This is a genomic window from Acinetobacter portensis (assembly GCF_009372215.1).
Classification (GTDB): Bacteria; Pseudomonadota; Gammaproteobacteria; order Pseudomonadales; family Moraxellaceae; genus Acinetobacter; species Acinetobacter portensis.
Genome location: NZ_LWRV01000080.1, coordinates 105,252 through 123,250 on the forward strand (window position 1 = coordinate 105,252; position 17,999 = coordinate 123,250).

Below are 17,999 nucleotides of genomic sequence, written 5' to 3' on the forward strand. Positions count from 1 at the left end.
TTTTTAACTCAACTTATAATGCATCTTTGGCTAATCGATAATATTCATATGTCACTTTTTTATCTTTATAAACATCGTATGTACGCTGCTTAAAGTCAGACACCCAGTCTGAGCCTGAGTAACCCGCAATATGTCCATAAGAATGCTGAGAAGTTGCCTTAATAATATAGATATCACCTTTTTTAGGCTTTTCAAATTGAGGCATAATTTTAGTAAAACCTAACTTCTGTAAGGTATTTCCCCAGTCCGATGCAGCCACAGGATGTTTTTCAATTTTAGCGCCTGAATCTTGTAAAGCAACACGAATGCTTTTTGCACACTTTTGTGTACTTGTTGTTCTTGTAATACTCGCTAATAGCTGACTAAATTTACTAATATCAATTTGAGTAAAATTTCTTGGTTTTGCTGCCGCTTTCTGTGCCGCATTTGATTTACGCAAATACGCTTCGTAATCTGCATTTCTGTTTGTATAAGCACTATCTGCGCCTAAGTTGTATTGTGCCGCAGGAGCATCCATCCCCTGATGACTAATATAACTTACATCCCCAGCCATAACTTCCTCTAAACTCTTAAATTCAACGCGATATCTTTTAAATTGATGAAATATAATGCTATTTCAAAACCTATGGGCAACGATACTACCGTGATTTTTCCATTTTTTTAAGCAAATAAATGTAACTTCATATCATTTAATAAACATTTGATATAAATAACATAATAATCCATATAAATTTCATGGGATTAAAAAACATCTTTCATTCAAAAATGAATTATTCCTCTAAAAATAAAGATGTAACAGTTTGTTTAAAATATTTAGATTCGATCTATTTCTCCAATGATCGCTATGAGAATAATCTTATTTACAAAACAATTGAGAATGATTATTATTTAATAAATGTTCAATCATTATACTTGGAGTATTCTCATGGTTTGTATTCAAAAGTTTGTAAATCGAAATCAGCGTACACTTAAAAAAACGCTCAGTTATTATTTTCTCCACATTACCGTTGCAATGCTTGTTGGTTACGTTGTCACTGGAAACCTTTGGATGGCACTGACTTTAAGTTTGCTTGAACCCACTGTTCAGGCTGTTGCATTCTTTTTCCATGAAAAAGTTTGGGATAAAAAAACAGAACTTTTAAAAGAAGAAGCGAAAGCCTAAAACTATATTTCTTTGAATACTCCAAGTAAAAAAGATCACATTAATGTGATCTTTTATTTTATCTATATCGCTATAAAAAGTATTCCAATTCGCATTTTGTATAAATTTATTTTATAATTAATGAGTAATTTTATAACCAAAATATCCTTATGAATCTAGCTGCATTTGAAGCCTTTGTTAAGGTCATGGAAACTGGCTCTATCTCCCAAGCTGCCGAACATCTTTTTATTACCCAACCAGCGGTCACTAAACGTATTCACAGTTTAGAAGACTATTTTGGCGTAAAGCTTTTTGAATCGGCTGGTCGTGGTGTTCAAGCCACACACGCAGCTCATTCTCTTTTACCTAAAGTGAAAAGTTGGCTAAATGAGTTAGGTGATATTCATCATACACTTAGCCATGAACAAGATCAGGTACAAGGCAAACTCAAAATTGGTACAAGTCACCACATAGGCTTACATCATTTACCCAACCATTTAAAACAGTATGCGCAAAATTTTCCTCAAGTAAAACTCGATGTCCATTTTGTCGATTCTGAACAAGCGCATGAACAAGTCTTAGCAGGTGATTTAGAATTAGCATTCCTTACGCTCCCACCACAAGGTGATGAACGCCTTTCATATGTCACCATTTGGAATGATCCTCTTGTTTTTGTTGCAACGCCATTTCATCCTTTGGCTGAGCAAGAAAATCTTAAATTAGAAGATCTGATTCAGTATCCAAGTTTATTACCTGCAGCGCAAACCTATACCAGTCAAATCACTTTAGCTGAATTTGAAAAACAAGGTTTAAAACCTAAAATCACCATGAGCAATAACCCACTTGAATCTATTCGAATGCTCGCTTCAATTGGTTTAGGTTGGTCTGTTTTACCTCAAACACTTGTTAATCATGATTTAAAACAATTAGACATTAAACTTGAGATGAATCGACAATTGGGTATGGTTTGGCACCCAGGTCGTACGCAATCGAAAGCTGTTCAAAAGCTCATTGAAATGATGAAATAAAAAAAGCCACCTTTTGGGTGGCTTTTCTAATTTTAGGACTTATTCACACACTTAAATAAATTAAAATCACAAAAACAATCAACAGTCCCCACGCAGCAATTGAATTTGTTCCCCCTTTTTCAACAAGAGCCTCTTCAATATTAGATGGATGATTTTCACTGATAGTTTTTATTCTTTTTTCCACAAAATACTTATAAAGCGCATTTCCACCTAATCCCATGGTTACCGCTAATCCTGTCGATATTGCACGATCTATAGATTCTGAAATTTCAAAAATTGTCGTGACTATTCCTGAGGTAAATACAAAAGCAATATAAAAAGCACCATAAGCATACATCTTGCGGTAAAACAACCAAATAGGACCTAGAAAAAATGCCCCTATATTAAAACCCGCCATTTGTTTCTTTGGCGTAATTTGCTCAAATTTTTCCTTGTAATACTTTTCATATTTTTCGCCAACAAATAATGCCTTTTGATCATCATTAGCTACAGAGAGTTTGCCTGATGTTGGAAATGGCGGTGGCACGTTATTTTCCCCAAATGACATAATTATTCCTTTTTCTAATAAAATAAATGCAATAAAAAAGCCTTTATTCAAATTCCCTATATTGGGTTCATTTAAAAACTAAGCTGATATAAGTAAACTTACTTCGCCTTCACCAATGAATCTTCATGTAAAGATTCATTCAATTGATCGACAATTAAAGCCCACGAACCATCTGACTTAATTTTTTCTGCTAAAAATTGACGCTGTCCTTCACTCCAATAATCGGCTTCAGTAATTTTAGTATTAGCATTCAATTGATGCGTCACAATAAATAAGGCAATCGCCTCTTCACTTGAGTCTAAGCCGAGTTGTTCAAAAAGATTGGTCATTCTTGGTTGTACTGTCATGCTGTTATCCGCCCAATTATTTTCATTCTTAGCTTAAACATACCATTTCCATTTCAAAAATAAATCATCTTTTTGTGCCAAAAGTTGATACAAAAAAAACAGCACCAAAGTGCTGTCCATTAAAACATAAGGTTTAAATTGACCAATCTTGAATGACCCAACCTTGCTCGATTGCCAAAGTTTCTAACCGATCATCTGGATTCACCGCAATAGAATGATCTGCATATTCCAATAAGAATCTATCATTAATAGAGTCTGAATATGCCCAAGATTCATCTACTTCACGTCCGTCTAACCATTGATCTAAACGTGTCAATTTACCTTGTTGATAACACGGCGTATTAATTACTTTTCCCGTGTATTTTCCATCAACAACTTCTGCATTGGTTGCAATAATTTCTGTAATACCAAATTCACGAAAAATAGGTGCCGTAATAAAATCTGAAGTGGCTGTAATACCAACAAGTTGGTGACCTGTATCTTTATGGCGTTGAATGGCTTTAAAACCCTCAGGGCGCATTTGAGGGCGAATCACCTTTTCCATAAACAATTGATGTAAATCAGTTAAATATTGATTATCGTGCTGAGTCAAAAATTCAAATACAAATTCATTATATGCAATTGGGTCTAACTGCCCTGCTTTATAATCTTCATAAAATTTATTGTTCATTTCACGATGACGAATTGGGTCGACTAAGCCTTCATTGACTAGAAACTCTCCCCAAGAATGGTCTGAATCTGTATTAAGTAAGGTGTGATCGAGATCAAATAGCGCCAATTTCATGAAAATACTCGTAAAAACTGAAATTTAAGAAAAAAATTGTAAATCTATCTCCGCTAGTCGATAGAAATTCGTTAAGATCATAGCATTTTTAAACTTTGCTTTTTTCGAGTTGGATGAAAGAAATAACAATCCCCAAGAGCAAAGTCATAAATTACACATTATTTAGGTAGCCAAATGATCGACTCAGAAGGTTTCCGACCCAATGTCGGGATCATTTTGGCAAATGAGTTTGGACAAGTTTTATGGGCAAAACGCATTGGACACAATGCTTGGCAATTTCCACAAGGAGGAATCCAACTTGGAGAATCTCCCGAACAGGCACTTTATCGTGAGCTGAGAGAAGAAGTTGGCTTACTGCCCGAACATGTCGAAATTTTAGCGCAAACAACAGACTGGTTGCGTTATCGTTTGCCAAATCGATTTATTCGTACAGATTCAGACCCTGTATGCATTGGTCAAAAACAGAAGTGGTTTTTACTGAAACTCACGGCCTCGGTTCAGAATATTCAGTTAAATTTGTCAGATCCACCTGAATTTGATCAATGGCAATGGGTAAGTTATTGGTATCCATTAGGACAAGTTGTAAATTTTAAGCGAGATGTTTATCGCCAGGCGATGATTGAGTTGTGTGAACAACTCCCATTCAAAAAACCTTAAAAAATCGCATATTTATGCAGATTTTTTAGCCAAGTATTGTTATAAATAGACTGAAACTATAATTCTATAAGGAGCAGGCTCAATGTCGAATATGCAACTGGATACACTAAGACGTATTGTTCAAGAGATCAATGCGTCAACCAGCTTGCATGAATCTTTAGACATTATGGTCAATCAAGTGGCTGATGCCATGCATGTTGATGTCTGCTCTATTTATTTACTCGATGAACGTAACCAACGTTATTTACTGATGGCTTCTAAGGGTTTAAACCCTGAATCGGTGGGTCATGTATCGCTACATACGGGTGAAGGTCTTATTGGTCTGGTTGGGCAACGTGAAGAAATTGTCAATTTAGACAATGCGCCTAAACATGAACGCTTTCTTTATGTTCCTGAAACAGGCGAAGAAATTTATAACTCATTCCTTGGCGTACCTGTGATGTATCGTCGTAAAGTAATGGGCGTTTTAGTCGTTCAAAATAAAGAACCTCACGATTTTAGTGAAGCGGCTGAATCATTCCTTGTAACTTTATGTGCACAACTTTCAGGGGTAATTGCCCATACGCATGCCGTTGGCACTATCGATGTTTTCCGTAAACCAAGTAATTTACCTGCGTATAAAACATTCCAAGGTGTTTCAGGTTCTGGTGGTATTGCACTTGGTCGAGCTGTGGTTTTATATCCACCTGCAGACTTAGCCGCTGTTCCTGACCGTGAAGCGGATGACATTAGCGAAGAACTCGATTTGCTTGATCAAGCATTAGCTTCTGTTCGCAATGAAATTCAATCTCTTGATGATAAAATGCAAGATGCCTTAATGGCTGAAGAACGTGCTTTGTTTAGCGTGTTCTTACGTATGTTAGATGAAAATGCCCTACCTGCCGAAATTAAAGAATTCATTCGAGATGGTAATTGGGCGCAAGGTGCAGTACGTATTGTTATTGATAAGCATATTGCGCTATTTGCACAAATGGAAGATGACTATTTACGTGAACGTGTTTCAGACCTCAAAGATTTAGGTCGACGGATTCTTGCTTATTTACAAGAAGCAGATTCAAGTCATCGTGAACTCACCGACGAAAGTATTTTAATAGGCGAAGAAATTTCAACAGCCGCATTGGTTGAACTTCCTGTCGATAAAATTGCTGCCATTGTGACCACTGAAGGTGCAATGAATTCACATATGGTGATTGTGGCGCGAGCACTTGGAATTCCAACGGTTGTTGGTGTAACAGAATTACCAATTAATACCCTTGATGATGTCGAGATGATTGTCGATGCACATCAAGGACGTGTATTTACCAATCCGCCTCGACGCTTACGTTCTCGCTATAAAGAAATTCAAAAAGAAGAAGAGCTTATTGCCAAAGATTTAAAACAGTACGAAACCAAAGATGCAATCACCCCTGATGGTGTTGCTGTTCGTTTGTTTGTAAATACAGGTTTAATGATAGATGTTGTCCGTGGCGTACAACGCGGTGCAAAAGGTGTAGGTTTATATCGTTCTGAAATTCCTTTCATGCTACGTGACCGCTTCCCAGGTGAAGAAGAACAACGTGCCATCTATCGTCAACAATTAAGTCATTTCGCCAATAAACCTGTCGTTATGCGTACGTTGGATATTGGTGCAGATAAAGACTTACCTTATTTCTCTATTGAAGAAGAAAACTCAGCTTTAGGATGGCGCGGTATTCGTTTCACGCTCGATCACCCTGAAATTTTCTCTTCGCAAATTCGTGCCATGCTTAAAGCGAGTATTGGGCTAAATAACTTACATATTCTTTTACCAATGATCACAAGTGTGAGTGAAGTTGAAGAAGCATTGTATTTATTAGAGCGTGACTGGATTGCGGTTCAGGAAGAAGAACAAGTCAAAATCAATAAACCCAAAATTGGCATTATGGTTGAAGTACCAAGTGTACTTTTACAAATTGAAGAATTTGCTGAATTGGTCGATTTTTTCTCTGTGGGTTCAAATGATTTAACCCAGTATTTATTAGCTGTTGACCGTAATAATCCTCGCGTTGCCAATGTATATTCGAACTACCACCCTGCTGTTTTACGTGCTTTAACGCGTTTGGTGAAAGAATGTCACACCTATCAAAAGCCAATTAGTTTATGCGGAGAAATGGCAGGTGATCCTTTATCTGCAACACTCTTAATGGCAATGGGCTTTAATACGCTTTCGATGAGTTCGAGTAATATCTTACGAGTTCGTAAAGCCATTTGTCATATTCCAATGACCGATGCACAGGAATTATTAGAACGTGCTTTAAAAATGGATAATCCGCTTATTGTAAAAAGTATGATGGAATATTATTTTAAAACGCATGGTTTGGAAGATATGGTGAAGGCGTCTACACGTATTGTAAGTGCTTAATTTTTTTAAACGATAGAAAAGTTAAAGAAATAAAAAGGGAGATAATCATTTGAATATCTCCCTTTTTTGTGTTTTGAATAACCACGTTTTGCATCTTTCTTTCGATCTACAAAAGTTTGGCTTTTGTTGAAATCATTCATGTGTTTTGCCACAAAGTTATGAATCATAACGTCTGGCATTTGCTTTTTCTTTGCCATGTTCTTTAACCTATTTTTTAATTAAACATCTAGATGATGTTGTGTGTATATTGCACTTATTTTTATAAATTTCAAGCCCGCATATACTAATATTCATAATGCGTGAATATTTTTGCCAATTACATTAAATGAATTATGAATATATCCAATGATGTAACCGTAATATCTAACGACTCTTACGTATCAACCACATCATAAAATAAATAGATATATTCAAAAAACACACATAAACAACGCTTTATTTTTATCGAACTTTCCACTTATCAGTAAGATTTTTTTCAATTGGTCAAAAGCTCATTTTAAGCCTACAGTGTAGTAAGTACATTATTTATGAGTGCTTTTGGCAATGAAAGCTTACTTATAAATTTATACAATTAAGATAAATTTAATATGCGTTATAGCAACTAAATAACCTAAAAATTCAAAGCTGTACTCCTTTACAAAACATATAAAGTTCACCTATTTAAAGCGTGATATTTATATAGAAAGCAACATCACTTTGTAGCAGACACTTTTTAAAATTAACGGAGAAGCGAAATGAGCCAAGATCCAAAAAAATGTCCTGTATCCCACCTTACAACCGCTTTTGGTGCACCAGTAGTAGACAACCAAGACAGTTTAACGGCAGGTGCTCGTGGACCGCTTTTAGCTCAAGACTTGTGGTTAAATGAAAAACTAGCAAATTTCGTACGCGAAGTGATTCCTGAGCGTCGTATGCATGCAAAAGGCTCTGGTGCTTTCGGTACATTTACCGTGACCCAAGATATTACAAAATATACTCGTGCTAAAATTTTCAGTGAAGTAGGTAAAAAAACTGAAATGTTTGCACGTTTCACAACTGTAGCGGGCGAACGTGGTGCTGCCGATGCTGAACGTGATATTCGTGGTTTTGCCTTAAAATTCTACACAGAAGAAGGCAACTGGGACATGGTGGGTAATAACACACCAGTATTCTTCTTACGTGACCCACGTAAATTCCCAGACTTAAACAAAGCGGTTAAACGCGATCCAAAAACAAACTTACGTAGCGCAACATACAACTGGGATTTCTGGACACTTCTTCCTGAAGCATTCCACCAAGTAACGATTGTAATGTCTGATCGTGGTATTCCTGCAAGCTACCGTCATATGCATGGTTTTGGTAGCCACACATACAGCTTTATTAATGATAAAAATGAACGTTTTTGGGTGAAATTCCACTTCAAAACTCAGCAAGGCATTAAGAACTTAACCAATGCAGAAGCGGAAGCAATTATTGGTAAAGATCGTGAAAGTCATCAAAAAGATTTATTCGATGCTATCGAAAAAGGTGACTTCCCGAAATGGAAAATGTACGTTCAGATTATGCCTGAACTTGATGCTGAAAAAGTTCCATATCATCCATTTGACTTAACAAAAGTTTGGCCGCATGGTGATTACCCTCTTATTGAAGTTGGTGAGTTTGAACTCAACAAAAACTCTGAAAACTTCTATTTAGATGTTGAACAATCTGCATTTGCACCAAGTAATCTTGTTCCTGGTATTGGTGTATCTCCTGACCGTATGCTTCAAGCACGTTTATTTAACTATGCCGATGCTCAGCGTTACCGTTTAGGTGTGAACTATCAACAAATTCCTGTAAACGCAGCACGTTGCCCTGTTCACTCGAATCATCGTGATGGTCAAGGTCGTGTAGATGCTAACTATGGTGGTTTACCACACTACGAACCAAACAGCTTTGGTCAGTGGCAGCAACAACCTGAATATAAAGAGCCACCGCTTAAAATTTCAGGCAATGCAGATCACTGGGATTATCGTCAAGATGATAATGACTACTTCAGCCAACCGCGTGCATTGTTCAACTTAATGACAGATGAACAAAAGCAAACATTGTTCAGTAACACAGCAGATGGTATGGGCGATGCTTTAGACTTCATCAAATATCGTCATATTCGTAACTGTTATGCATGTGACCCTGCATATGGCGAAGGTGTTGCAAAAGCATTAGGTATGACTGTCGCAGATGCTCAAGCAGCACGTGATTCTGATCCTGGTCGTAATAATTCAGGTTTCCTTTAATTTCTAATTTATAGAGATTAAAAAATAAAAAACCACCTTTCGAGGTGGTTTTTTATTACTGTTATTTCTTAAACAATAATCTTTTTACCTTCACGAATACAATAAAACGGATTTACTAATTTAGATGAGTTTTTCATTGCCTTGTGCAAGTCTTCCTCAGGCTGATCTCGGCTTTCATCCGTCAATTGAAAAGTACGATAATGTATAGCAAGAGAGCATTTTGCATGTAAGTCCTTATGCGCTTGAAATGCATCTTCAGGGTTCATATGCATGTAACGCAAAATATGACGTGGCTCATAAGCGCCTATAGGTAACAACGCAATTCTTGGGGCACCAAGCTTTTGCTTAATTTCTTTAAAGTGTGTTGCATACCCTGTATCACCTGCAAAATAACAATGATCTTTTCCATTTGAAATAGAGAAACCACCCCATAACGCACTATTTTGATCTCTAAAACCACGTCCAGAACCATGTTGTGCTGGTGTATATACAATATTAAGTTCATTAAATGAAATGGATTCCCACCAATCTAATTCAGTCACATTGAACTCATCAGGCAGGTAATATCCATTTCCTAATCCCGTATAAATCATCATACCAAACTTTTCATGCAACCATTTGAGTGTGGCAATATCCATATGATCGTAGTGATTATGACTGAGTAACACACCATGAATTTCGGGTAAGTCTTCTAAGCGGATACCAGCAGGACAAACACGTCGAGGTCCCACTCCCTGCTTCGGACTTGCATAATCAGACCATACTGGATCTGTTAAAAAATTATATGGACCAATCTTAATGAGCGCTGTTGCATGACCAATAAACCAGACATTCCAATCATCTAAACTTGCATGGGGTCTTGACTCTGGCAAGCTTATAATAGATTTATAAAATGCTTCATATTCATGCTGAATATCCACATTCCAAGTATGAGACTTACGGGTTATTAACCATTTATATAAATCTGTACGTGACGGCTTATCAGATGAATGCCCTACATTAAAAAAGCGTTCACCATTAAAATGCTCTGAATTGAGAAAATCAAATTTCGGCTGTTGCCATAAATGTGACCAGCTTGTTTCAGTGGTTAAATGAGTGCTTTGATTCTTTTCAGTCATGTTTGGGCAACTAGAAGATTTATACAAGGTTAATACACCTCCACTTTCTTTACATACAATGTTAATTCGTCGTTAGAGATGTTTCTTTTACAATCATAATAACCAAAACACCAAGACCAACTCTTGTGAGTTTTTGTTTCTTTTTTAGTGGTTTAGATAAATAAAGCTGATACAAAGCCCAATGTCTTTTACAGAGATAAGACTTATCAATATGCTCTTTTCATCCTTTCAGTTATTACAAATAGTTCCAAAATTTAAAAAAGTAATACCTTTAAAGGTATATGTACTCATGTTCTCACTATTCAGAGTCATAGGTATAGTTAACCTGAAAGAAGTATGATAACTACATATAAAAATACAGCTTAACAAGGTAAATACTTGATTAAAATAAAATAATAGAACATCACCAGAAACATCCTGAAACTAAAAACCCAACAACAAATGGCAAATAAAAGCTATTAAAGTGCTTTTACTAAATCATTCTCAAATACTTATATTTTTAATATTTAAACACTATGACTAAGCCACCATTCTTTAGTCGTTAAGTACCATAATAAACTTCACTATATTTTCAGTTGTAGACTATACTCGAATAGATATATAAGACTTTTTTTAGATTAATCGCTAGGGCTGTGATATGGAATTACGTCATCTTCGATACTTCATTACTGTTGCTGAAGAACTGAACTTTAGTAAGGCAGCACTCAAGCTTTACACTGCACAGCCATCGCTTAGTCAACAAATCAAAGACCTAGAAGAAGATGTTGGCGTAAAACTTTTAAATCGCACAAAACGCAAAGTTGAACTCACAGAAGAAGGTGCTGTTTTCCTTGAACAAGCTCGATTAACACTAGCTCAGGCAGACAAAGCCGTGGCAATGGCACGTCAGGTTTCACAAGCCAAACAACAAATGCTACGAATTGGCTTTGTCCCCGTAGCTGAAATGAAAATTTTCCCATATGTATTACCAGGCCTACGTGTTCAAAGCCCAGATTTGAAAATTGAGCTACTTAGCCAAAACAATAATGAACAAATGAAATTATTGAAAAAAGGGGATCTTGATGTCACCTTTACGCGTCATAATTTCAGCAGTGAAGAAATTGAAAGTGTTTTTGTTTTAAGAGAACCTTTAATGTTCATTCTGCCTAAGGATCATCCTTTAGCAGAATATGACCGAATTCCAATTAAGGCTTTGAATGGTTTAGATTTTATTATTCCATCTGTAGAGCAATCACATACGCTTCATCATGCAATTCTAGATTTTGCAAAAGCCCATAATATTGAATTGAATATTGTACAAACTGCCGACAATATTCTTTTTAATATCAACTCCATTGGCATGGGACTTGGTTGCACAATTCTACCAGGTTACATCACCCCTCTTGCGATGAGTAACTCCGTAATTCGTCCACTTAGTGTTGAACTACCTCAAATTGATTTATATGTGAGTTATCGCAAAAATAATACCTCGATTGCAGTACAAAAATTCATGGAACTACTGAGCAAAGTTTTTTATCTTAACTTTGATTCAAAATCATAATTTTCGGCTTATTTTCCACATAAAAAAGCACGATTACAGTATCAATAATCGTGCTTTTTATATTAGGAATGACTAAGTTTCTAATGTATTTTATTTTATGTTCAATCTTAAAATGATCTCACTGTAAAATGAGCAAATGCCCTTTATCAGGCTTTCATTGATATAAAAAACAAAAACGTAGGTTGCCTAAACATTCAAACGAGTATGCATAAAAACTATATCGCTTGCTGAGTTTTAATCTGATGAACTAAAAATTCATGTAATTCTTTAACATCTTGAGCAATTGTTAAAGGCTCAAATAGAGTCAGCGTTTCTATAGTATGAACACCATAAGTAACACCAACTCGAGGCATTACAATATTTCGTGCCATTTCTAAATCGTAAGATGTATCACCCACCATAATGGCATTTTCAGCAGAGATACCTGTTTCAGTCAGAATTTCCGACAGCATTAATGGATCGGGTTTAGATTTAGTTTCACTCGCAGCACGAGTTGCAATAAACAAATCAACACTTTGCGTTTTTGCCAAAACACGATCTAAGCCACGACGGCTTTTCCCTGTTGCAACTGCTAGTAGAACACCCAATTGTTTAAGTTCTTGTAGCATTTCAGCTACGCCATCAAACCATACATCGCCCTTTGAATTTTCGACATAATGATCGCCATAACATTTTAAAATTTCATCATGTAATTCAGGAACAGCTGGAAATAATACTTGTGCTACCTCAGGTAAGCCTAAACCAATAATACTTTTCGCAGCATCATCTGTTAAAGGTTGATTAAACTGCTGAGCTGCATATTTCAAACTTGCGACAATTTGCCCCACCGAATCAAATAATGTTCCATCCCAATCGAAAATAACGAGTTTTACAGGTGATGTCATACATAATTTCCTAATGTTGATTCGGTTTTAAACTGAAGTGCAAATGAGAGGTCGATTGCTTTAATCTCCCTCAAACCCACCTTCAATAAAGATGGGGCGTTTTTTCTACTTAAACAAAGCTGAATTAAAGATTACTCATCACCTTTAACAGGCGTTACCACTTTATCCGCTTTTTGTGCACGTAATTGAGCCACAATATTTTGCATATCTTCAGGCAATGGTGCTTCTATGGTTTCATAACCTGGAATTTCTAAACGCATGGCATGCAAACATAAACGACGAGGTTTTGGACCTTTATAAGGTGTTTCATGTCCATACTTTTCATCACCAATTAAAGGATGACCAATGCTTAAACCATGCACACGAATTTGATGCGTACGACCCGAAAGTGGTGATGCATAAACTAATGTTGCATGCATAAAGCGTTCAGCGACATTCCACTGTGTTTTAGAATCTTTACCTTCTTTAGACACACATACACGACGCTCGCCATTAGCAAGTTCATAACGATGTAAAGGCGCATCAATCAGCTGTTTATCTAAAGTTACTTTTCCTTTTACTACAGCAGCATAAGTTTTTTTAATCTTATGTTCACGTAGCATGTCTTGAAGCAACTTCAAAGTACTGCGCTTTTTAGAAATCATCACTAAACCAGACGTATCGCGGTCAATACGATGGATCAGCTCTAAATATTTTTTACCTGTTGCTGCACGTAAACTTTCGATTAAACCGTAAGCAATACCACTACCACCATGAACTGCAATACCCGATGGTTTATTTACCACAAGCAAGCCTTCATCTTCATAGACAACACGGCTTAATAAGCTCTGCGCAACTTTATCTGAAACAGGAACTAAGCTTTCATCTTTTTGCTCATAACGTATTGGTGCAACACGAATTTGATCACCAATCGCAAGCTTGGTTTCAGGTTTTACGCGTTTTTTATTTACACGAACTTGGCTTTCACGAATCAAACGATAAATACGGCTTTTCGGCACGCCTTTTAAACGAGAAAATAAAAAATTATCGATGCGTTGACCCGATTGATGTTCATCCACTTCAAACCAAGTGACATTTTGCCATTCTTGTGTAGAATTCATACAGTTACTGAGACCTAAAAAAATACTAAAATTGATTAAAAACTGATCATTCGAGCTATACTTTTCACAAGAAACATAAGCTTAGCCCATAGGCAGATGATGCAAGGTTTGGTATAGTCGGCATACGGAAACCATCGTTTGTGAGTTGGAATCTATTTTTTCAGACTATTCTGAACATAATTATTCACTTAAAAACTCACATGAACACGGAAAGGTCCCAAAAGAATTATGCCGACGCCGAAGGCTTATTATATCGGCAAAAACACAAACTGTTGCGTTTAATTGTACCTCAGGTACATAAATCAGTTTGTCTGAAAAAATATGTCGCCAACTTAAGTTGGTTTTTAAACGTAAACTGATACACATCAGATCAGTCGCTCCCTGATGCTAAATTCAGGCTACAGCGTTGATGTATTGGATCTGCACAGTTTGCACAGATACGATGATAATTCCGTATCAAGACGCCTTCTAAGTGAAGGAATGATCTTCGAGCAATGTGACAGTGAAAGTGATCACATCCAATACACCGCTAGTCCGCCAGTGAATCGCACAGGTGACTTTAATCGTTTAAAGATTGAAGCCGTATTGGCATCATCGATACGTAAATCATAAACCGAAGCCCACCTAAAAAGGCCGGTAAAAAAGAGTTCGAATCCCAATACTTTTTTGTGGTTTGAGCAGTTGATTCGTAGTTTTTGATGTTCGCTACGTGACCTAGCGATGCTTTGCTGTGTATCACTATAAGGTGTTACACCCATGAAACGTATGTTGATTAATGCAACTCATGCTGAAGAAATTCGCGTTGCACTTGTCACTGGACAGCGTCTTTACGATTTCGACCTAGAGAATCGTACCCGTGAACAAAAAAAATCAAATATCTATAAAGGTCACGTCACTCGCGTTGAACCTTCATTAGAAGCAGTATTTGTAGAGTATGGCGCTGGTCGTCAAGGCTTCTTGTCAATGCGAGAAATCGCAAACTCGTATTACAAAGCAGATCCTCGTCAAACTTCGAACATTCGTGAACTTATCACGGAAGGTACTGAGCTTTTAGTTCAAGTCGAAAAAGAAGAACGTGGTAATAAAGGTGCTGCCCTTTCAACATTTATCTCACTTGCAGGTCGTTATTTGGTACTTATGCCAAACAATCCTAAAGGTGGCGGTATTAGTCGTCAAATTTCAGGTTCAGTTCGTGAAGAATTGAAAGAAATGTTAGCGTCATTAAATACACCACGCGGTATGAGCGTTATTGTTCGTACAGCAGGTATTGGTCGCTCGAAAGAAGAATTACAGCTAGATCTTCAACATTTGTTAGATCTTTGGGCTCAAATTCAAAAGACTGCAAGCTCTGGTCCATCTCCAATGTTGGTTCACCAAGAAGCTGGTGTTGTAACTCGTGCGATTCGTGACTATCTACGTGATGATGTTGCTGAAATCTTAATTGATTCTGAGCAAGCATATAATGAAGCGTATAACTTCGTTAAAGCTGTAATGCCACTTCAATTAGACAAGTTAAAAACTTATACCTTAAATGAACCATTATTTGCTCATTTTGGTATTGAAAGCCAAATTCAAACGGCTTACGAACGTGAAGTTAAACTACCTTCTGGTGGTTCTATCGTTATTGACCAAACAGAAGCTTTAGTATCTGTCGATATTAACTCTGCAAAATCGACTCGTGGTCATGACGTAGAAGAAACAGCGTTAAATACTAACTTAGAAGCTGCTGAAGAAATTGCGCGCCAATTACGTTTACGTGATATTGGTGGCTTAGTTGTGATCGATTTCATCGACATGACAAAAGACCGCAACCAACGCATGGTTGAAGCAAAACTTCGTGAAGCAACGCAAAGTGACCGTGCTCGTATTCAATTCGGTCAATTGTCTCGCTTTGGTTTAATGGAAATGAGTCGTCAACGCTTACGTCCATCTTTAGAAGAAGCAACTGGTTATGTATGTCCTCGCTGTCATGGCACTGGCATGGTACGTGACCTTCGTTCACTTTCGCTTTCTATTATGCGTAAAGTGGAAGAAATTGCGCTTCGTGAACGTCAAGGTGAAGTTCAAGTTCAAGTGCCTGTTGAAATTGCAGCATTCATGCTCAATGAAAAACGCCATACGCTTGTTTATTTAGAACAAACTTCAAATGTACGTGTAACGGTATTGCCTCACCCGCATTTAGAAACACCTCATTACGAAATTTCATTTAACCCAGAAGGCTTCGCGCCAACAAGCTATGAACGCACAGAAGCAACGCGTAATAGCGAAAAAGAATTGGGTTATGAATCTTCTGAATGGCATTTAGAAGAAGAGCAACATGCTCAAGCTACAGCCCCTGCACCTGTTCAGCAGCAAGGCAATAAAAACCAACAAAATAATAAACGTCGCCCTCAACACGCGAATCAACAGCAAACTCAACAACCTCAAGTAAAAGCTGCTCCTGCGCAAGCTTCAGCAAGTCCTTGTGCTTGGTTAGAGAATTTGTTTGTACAAAAACAAGCTACAACTATCGATCAATCTCGTACAGCAAATACTGCTGCATCTGCGATTGAGCAAATGGTGAATGGTGGTGCGGTAAGTCGTGGTCAATTTGGTCAAATTGGTGGTCAAGTTACAACGCAACAACACGCCCCTGTAGTTCAAGCAAACAATGCTTATTTAGCGCCTTCAACTGTTGCAAACAAGTCTGAACAACGTGATCTTACAGAGAAACCTCTAGAGCGCGAAGAAAAGACTCAACGTCCAAACAATAAGAAGCCACGCAATAATAAGCACAAAGAGCCACGTGAACAGCAAGTACAACACATACAGCAAGAAATTGCTCATCATGTACATGAAGAAGTTGTACAAGTATCACGTCAAGAACAGCGCCAAGAAGCTCGTGAAAACAAACGCACTTCTCGTCGTCAACACACGCCTAACGATCAACAACAGCATCAAGATGTTCAACAAAACATTGAACAACAAAATTCTGTTCCACGTCGTGATCGCAACAATCAACAACGTCCAAACCGCCCAACTCGCCATCGTGACCAAAGCGTACTGAACGAACAAGCTTCTGTTCCTGAAGTTGTAGTAACGGAAACAGTAATCAATCAAAATCAGCCTAAAGTTGAAATGATTGATATCCCTCAACAAGACGTAATGCCAACAGCATTAGTGGTTAACATTGATCAAGCTCAAAGCGAAATTATTGCTTTAAGCCAAGTTAAAGAAAGCCCTGCAAAAGCTGTTGAAGTTGCAGCTGTAGAAGAAGTGAAGCAAGCTCCTGTCGCTACAACGAAAGAAGTTGCCGAGAAGAAACCGCAAGCACATAAAAAAGCTGAATCTGCGCATAAACAATCGCAACAACCAGCTAAACGTGCAAGCAACGATCCTCGTCAAAATCGTCGTCAGCGCAATGAACAGGCTCAACCTCAAATACCTGTGTTGAGACCATCTCAAGTGCCTACACTTTCACTTTATACTGTGGATTCTTTAATCCGCCATGTATACGGTGATGACTGCTCTGTACTGATTGAACAGTTTGGATTAATTCCTACTTTTAACCGTGCATTGGCAAAATTCACAAGTGAATATGCTGCAAGCATTGCATCTCAAACAACAAATGTTGTTGAGAAAAAACCTGTAACACGTGATGTTGAAGTAACAAAAGCAGTACTAGAAGCAGAACCTGCTCCTGTGCTTGACCTTACTCCACCAAAACCTGTATCAGACAATCGTGTTGCAAATGACCCGCGTGAGCGTCGTCGTTTAGCAAAACAAGCTGCTGAACAGGCCCATGTACAGGCAAAGCAAGCACATCTTGAAGCTGAAAAAGCACAAGAAGTTGAAGTAGAAGCAGTGCAAACAGCTCCTATTGAAGCAGAGACAACAGTTGCTGTTGTAGAGCCTGTTGCCGAGGCTCAAGAGCTTGAGAAGCTTCCTGTTGAAGTAAAAGCAGAAGAAGTTATTCAAGTTCAAGAAACGACAACTGAAGTTGCTCAAGCTGAAGTAGTTTCTGAAGAACAACCTGCTGAAGACCTAAACATTGACGACAGCTCGACAAAAGAGAAACCAGCTCGCCCACGTCGTCCTCGTGGTCGTCCACCGAAAAAAGTAGACACCGCAACTGAGTCATAATTTGCTTTTTTGCAGGTGATTAAAAATTCCAGTCATTTCGATGACTGGTTTTTTTTTGGTACTTTTGTCAATTTAGGTTGATTGCACTAGTCCGAA

At 37.5% G+C, this 17,999-nt stretch carries 16 protein-coding genes; 8 read left to right on the forward strand and 8 right to left on the reverse strand.

Going from position 1 to position 17,999, the window contains the following annotated elements; all coding sequences use genetic code 11:
• Positions 1–13: 13 nt before the first annotated feature.
• Entirely contained in the window at positions 14–553 is a 540-nt protein-coding gene (locus tag A6M14_RS09510; RefSeq protein ID WP_228720298.1) for a hypothetical protein, read from the reverse strand.
• A 366-nt stretch (positions 554–919) separates the two neighbouring features.
• Here A6M14_RS09510 and A6M14_RS09515 point away from each other — a divergent pair, with 366 nt between their 5' ends.
• Complete coding sequence (locus tag A6M14_RS09515; RefSeq protein WP_171522161.1) at positions 920–1,162, forward strand: DUF2061 domain-containing protein; 243 nt, start codon at positions 920–922, stop codon at positions 1,160–1,162.
• Between the two features lie 149 nt (positions 1,163–1,311).
• Positions 1,312–2,169, forward strand: a complete 858-nt coding sequence (locus A6M14_RS09520) for a LysR family transcriptional regulator (RefSeq protein ID WP_152874708.1) — start codon at positions 1,312–1,314, stop codon at positions 2,167–2,169.
• 43 nt (positions 2,170–2,212) lie between these two features.
• Here A6M14_RS09520 and A6M14_RS09525 read toward each other — a convergent pair whose 3' ends face one another.
• The 3 genes from A6M14_RS09525 to A6M14_RS09535 all read right to left on the reverse strand — a co-directional run bounded on the left by A6M14_RS09525 (position 2,213) and on the right by A6M14_RS09535 (position 3,847).
• Positions 2,213–2,767, reverse strand: coding sequence for a DUF2628 domain-containing protein (locus A6M14_RS09525; RefSeq protein WP_152874709.1), 555 nt, complete (start codon positions 2,765–2,767; stop codon positions 2,213–2,215).
• A 47-nt stretch (positions 2,768–2,814) separates the two neighbouring features.
• On the reverse strand, positions 2,815–3,063 hold the full coding sequence (locus A6M14_RS09530; protein ID WP_187349134.1) for a DUF2789 family protein: 249 nt from the start codon (positions 3,061–3,063) through the stop codon (positions 2,815–2,817).
• Between the two features lie 133 nt (positions 3,064–3,196).
• Positions 3,197–3,847 carry an HAD family hydrolase gene (locus A6M14_RS09535; protein WP_152874710.1) on the reverse strand — a complete coding sequence of 217 codons (651 nt, stop codon included), beginning with the start codon at positions 3,845–3,847 and terminating at the stop codon, positions 3,197–3,199.
• A 174-nt stretch (positions 3,848–4,021) separates the two neighbouring features.
• Between A6M14_RS09535 and A6M14_RS09540 the strand changes: the two genes are divergently transcribed.
• Both A6M14_RS09540 and ptsP read left to right on the forward strand, forming a co-directional pair.
• Positions 4,022–4,504, forward strand: a complete 483-nt coding sequence (locus tag A6M14_RS09540) for an RNA pyrophosphohydrolase (RefSeq protein ID WP_152874711.1) — start codon at positions 4,022–4,024, stop codon at positions 4,502–4,504.
• 82 nt (positions 4,505–4,586) lie between these two features.
• Complete coding sequence (gene ptsP / locus A6M14_RS09545) at positions 4,587–6,884, forward strand: phosphoenolpyruvate--protein phosphotransferase (protein ID WP_152874712.1); 2,298 nt, start codon at positions 4,587–4,589, stop codon at positions 6,882–6,884.
• A gap of 5 nt (positions 6,885–6,889) precedes the next feature.
• Here ptsP and A6M14_RS09550 read toward each other — a convergent pair whose 3' ends face one another.
• Entirely contained in the window at positions 6,890–7,081 is a 192-nt protein-coding gene (locus A6M14_RS09550) for a DUF7230 family protein (RefSeq protein WP_152874713.1), read from the reverse strand.
• A gap of 537 nt (positions 7,082–7,618) precedes the next feature.
• Here A6M14_RS09550 and A6M14_RS09555 point away from each other — a divergent pair.
• Entirely contained in the window at positions 7,619–9,139 is a 1,521-nt protein-coding gene (locus A6M14_RS09555) for a catalase (protein WP_152874714.1), read from the forward strand.
• 68 nt (positions 9,140–9,207) lie between these two features.
• On the opposite strand, the gene A6M14_RS09560 is transcribed toward A6M14_RS09555, so the two are convergent.
• Positions 9,208–10,257, reverse strand: coding sequence for an MBL fold metallo-hydrolase (locus A6M14_RS09560; RefSeq protein ID WP_152874715.1), 1,050 nt, complete (start codon positions 10,255–10,257; stop codon positions 9,208–9,210).
• Between the two features lie 637 nt (positions 10,258–10,894).
• Here A6M14_RS09560 and hcaR point away from each other — a divergent pair.
• Positions 10,895–11,797, forward strand: coding sequence for a DNA-binding transcriptional regulator HcaR (gene hcaR, locus A6M14_RS09565; protein WP_152874716.1), 903 nt, complete (start codon positions 10,895–10,897; stop codon positions 11,795–11,797).
• Positions 11,798–12,012: 215 nt separating this feature from the next.
• Here the strand turns inward: hcaR and A6M14_RS09570 are convergent, their stop codons facing one another.
• Both A6M14_RS09570 and A6M14_RS09575 read right to left on the reverse strand, forming a co-directional pair.
• Positions 12,013–12,681, reverse strand: a complete 669-nt coding sequence (locus A6M14_RS09570) for an HAD-IIIA family hydrolase (RefSeq protein ID WP_152874717.1) — start codon at positions 12,679–12,681, stop codon at positions 12,013–12,015.
• Between the two features lie 131 nt (positions 12,682–12,812).
• Positions 12,813–13,781 carry an RluA family pseudouridine synthase gene (locus tag A6M14_RS09575; protein ID WP_152874718.1) on the reverse strand — a complete coding sequence of 323 codons (969 nt, stop codon included), beginning with the start codon at positions 13,779–13,781 and terminating at the stop codon, positions 12,813–12,815.
• A 480-nt stretch (positions 13,782–14,261) separates the two neighbouring features.
• Here A6M14_RS09575 and A6M14_RS14325 point away from each other — a divergent pair, with 480 nt between their 5' ends.
• Together A6M14_RS14325 and A6M14_RS09585 are read left to right on the forward strand one after the other, a co-directional pair.
• The gene (locus A6M14_RS14325) at positions 14,262–14,393 is read left to right on the forward strand and encodes a hypothetical protein (protein WP_267313485.1); all 132 of its coding nucleotides are present in this window, start codon (positions 14,262–14,264) and stop codon (positions 14,391–14,393) included.
• Between the two features lie 144 nt (positions 14,394–14,537).
• On the forward strand, positions 14,538–17,903 hold the full coding sequence (locus tag A6M14_RS09585; protein ID WP_152874720.1) for an Rne/Rng family ribonuclease: 3,366 nt from the start codon (positions 14,538–14,540) through the stop codon (positions 17,901–17,903).
• Positions 17,904–17,999 lie beyond the last annotated feature (96 nt).

What these genes read in the sequence shown, in the direction of transcription:
- A6M14_RS09510 (WP_228720298.1), bottom strand. Translation starts at nt 553, where the DNA reads ATGGCTGGGGATGTAAGTTATATTAGTCATCAGGGGATGGATGCTCCT.
- A6M14_RS09520 (WP_152874708.1), top strand. Translation starts at nt 1,312, where the DNA reads ATGAATCTAGCTGCATTTGAAGCCTTTGTTAAGGTCATGGAAACTGGC.
- A6M14_RS09530 (WP_187349134.1), bottom strand. Translation starts at nt 3,063, where the DNA reads ATGACAGTACAACCAAGAATGACCAATCTTTTTGAACAACTCGGCTTA.
- A6M14_RS09535 (WP_152874710.1), bottom strand. Translation starts at nt 3,847, where the DNA reads ATGAAATTGGCGCTATTTGATCTCGATCACACCTTACTTAATACAGAT.
- A6M14_RS09540 (WP_152874711.1), top strand. Translation starts at nt 4,022, where the DNA reads ATGATCGACTCAGAAGGTTTCCGACCCAATGTCGGGATCATTTTGGCA.
- ptsP (WP_152874712.1), top strand. Translation starts at nt 4,587, where the DNA reads ATGTCGAATATGCAACTGGATACACTAAGACGTATTGTTCAAGAGATC.
- A6M14_RS09550 (WP_152874713.1), bottom strand. Translation starts at nt 7,081, where the DNA reads ATGGCAAAGAAAAAGCAAATGCCAGACGTTATGATTCATAACTTTGTG.
- A6M14_RS09555 (WP_152874714.1), top strand. Translation starts at nt 7,619, where the DNA reads ATGAGCCAAGATCCAAAAAAATGTCCTGTATCCCACCTTACAACCGCT.
- A6M14_RS09560 (WP_152874715.1), bottom strand. Translation starts at nt 10,257, where the DNA reads ATGACTGAAAAGAATCAAAGCACTCATTTAACCACTGAAACAAGCTGG.
- hcaR (WP_152874716.1), top strand. Translation starts at nt 10,895, where the DNA reads ATGGAATTACGTCATCTTCGATACTTCATTACTGTTGCTGAAGAACTG.
- A6M14_RS09570 (WP_152874717.1), bottom strand. Translation starts at nt 12,681, where the DNA reads ATGACATCACCTGTAAAACTCGTTATTTTCGATTGGGATGGAACATTA.
- A6M14_RS09575 (WP_152874718.1), bottom strand. Translation starts at nt 13,781, where the DNA reads ATGAATTCTACACAAGAATGGCAAAATGTCACTTGGTTTGAAGTGGAT.
- A6M14_RS14325 (WP_267313485.1), top strand. Translation starts at nt 14,262, where the DNA reads ATGATCTTCGAGCAATGTGACAGTGAAAGTGATCACATCCAATACACC.
- A6M14_RS09585 (WP_152874720.1), top strand. Translation starts at nt 14,538, where the DNA reads ATGAAACGTATGTTGATTAATGCAACTCATGCTGAAGAAATTCGCGTT.